Annotated in this window: 1 protein-coding gene; it reads left to right on the top strand. The window is 68.2% G+C overall.

Translation table 11 applies throughout. The features are described 5' to 3' along the window. Positions 1-1886: SDR family NAD(P)-dependent oxidoreductase (locus ACFWHU_RS38555; RefSeq protein WP_387231021.1), on the top strand; the 1886-nt coding region annotated here is incomplete at both ends.

Here is a 1886-nt window from a genome sequence, read left to right as displayed (position 1 = left end):
CCCACCTACGCCTTCCAACACCACCACTACTGGCTCAACGACACACCCACACAAACAAACCTCACCACCGCCGGACTCACCCCCGCCAACCACCCCCTCCTCGGCGCAGCGATACAGCTCGCCGACAGCACCACCCACACCACAGTCTTCACCGGCACACTCAATCAGCGCACGCATCCTTGGCTCAGCGATCACGCCGTCGCCGGCACCGTCCTCCTCCCCGGCACCGCCTACATCGACCTCGCACTCCACGCCGGACACCACACCAACCACCCCCGGCTGACCGAGCTGGAGATGCACGAGCCTCTGGTCATCCCTGAACAGGCCACGCTGCAGCTCCAAGTAATGACGGCACCTCTGCCCGACTCCGACGACCTGCGCGTCACAGTTCACGTACGGCAGGAATCGGACGCCCCATGGGTTCTGCACGCCACCGGCACCCTGTCCGCTGCGGTTCCGGCAGCGGAGGCCGGTCTCACCGCCTGGCCGCCCGCGGACGCCCGGCCCATGGCACCGGCCGATGTCTACACCGAGCTCGTCGCACGCGGCAATGAGTACGGCCCTGCCTTCCAGGGGCTCACCGCCGCCTGGCGCGACGGCGACGACCTCTACGCCGAGATCGAACTCGACCCCGACACCGACGTCACCGGCTACGGCATCCACCCCGCACTCCTCGACGCCGCCCTCCACACCCTCGGTAATGACACGTCACCGTCGGACGACAACGAACCCCAACTGCCCGTCCTGTGGCGGGACATCAGCCTCTATGCCACAGGCGCCACCACCCTGCGTGTGCATCTCAGGCGGTCCGGTCCGGGCTCGGCCCGTGTGCTCCTCGCGGATGCGGTCGGGCAGCCGGTGGCCAAGATCGAGAACGTGGTTCTGCGTCCTGTGGATACGGCGCAGTTGGCGGCGGCCGGGACGAGTACCCACAACCGGCTGTTCGCGGTCGAGTGGACCTCCCTTCCGAGTGGTGATGCCGTCACCAACGCCGGCGATCACCGAGACTGGACGATCCTCTCCGCTGGAGCACCCGCCACGGCGGTACCCGAGTCGATCGCCCACCTCGAACTGGCACCAGCCGACCCAGAGCTGCCTCTCCCCCAGCAGGTCCACCATGTCGCCGCCCAGACGCTCCAGCACCTCCAGGACTGGCTCGCCGACCCCGCCAACACCGACCGCCACCTCGTCGTCCTCACCCACGGCGCCGTCACCACCCACCCCGGCGAGAACATAACGGACCTCGTACACGCGCCCCTCTGGGGCCTCATCCGCAGCGCCCAGAACGAACACCCCCACCGCATCACCCTCATCGACACCGACAACCACCCCCACAGCACCAAACAACTCACCCACGCCATCACCACCGGCGAACCCCAACTCGCCCTGCGCAACGGGGACATGCTCGTCCCCCGCCTCACCCGCCACACCCCCACACCCGGCAACAGCCTCACCCTCAACCCCCACGGCACCACCCTCATCACCGGCGGCACCGGAACCCTTGGAGCGCTGACAGCCCGTCATGTTGTCACCACGCATGGCGTCCGGCATCTGGTGCTGACCAGCAGGACCGGCCCGGACGCGGAAGGCGCACAGGGGCTTCAGGAAGAGCTGACCGCGCTCGGCGCGGACGTCCGCATCGCCGCATGCGACGCCGCCGACCGGCAACAACTCGCAGCACTGCTCGACACCGTCCCCACCGAACACCCACTCACCGCCGTCATCCACACCGCCGGCGTCCTCGACGACGCCACGGTCGACAACCTCACCCCCGAGCAGTTCGCGACCGTAATGGCACCCAAGGTCGACGCCGCCTGGAACCTCCACCAACTCACAGCCGACCACAACCTCGACGCATTCATCCTCTTCTCCTCCGCCGCCGCCAC

It is taken from the genome of Streptomyces sp. NPDC060366, assembly GCF_042725135.1.
Classification (GTDB): Bacteria; Actinomycetota; Actinomycetes; order Streptomycetales; family Streptomycetaceae; genus Streptomyces.
Note: the sequence above shows the minus strand (reverse complement) of the source record. Positions and strands in the feature narration are given on the sequence as shown.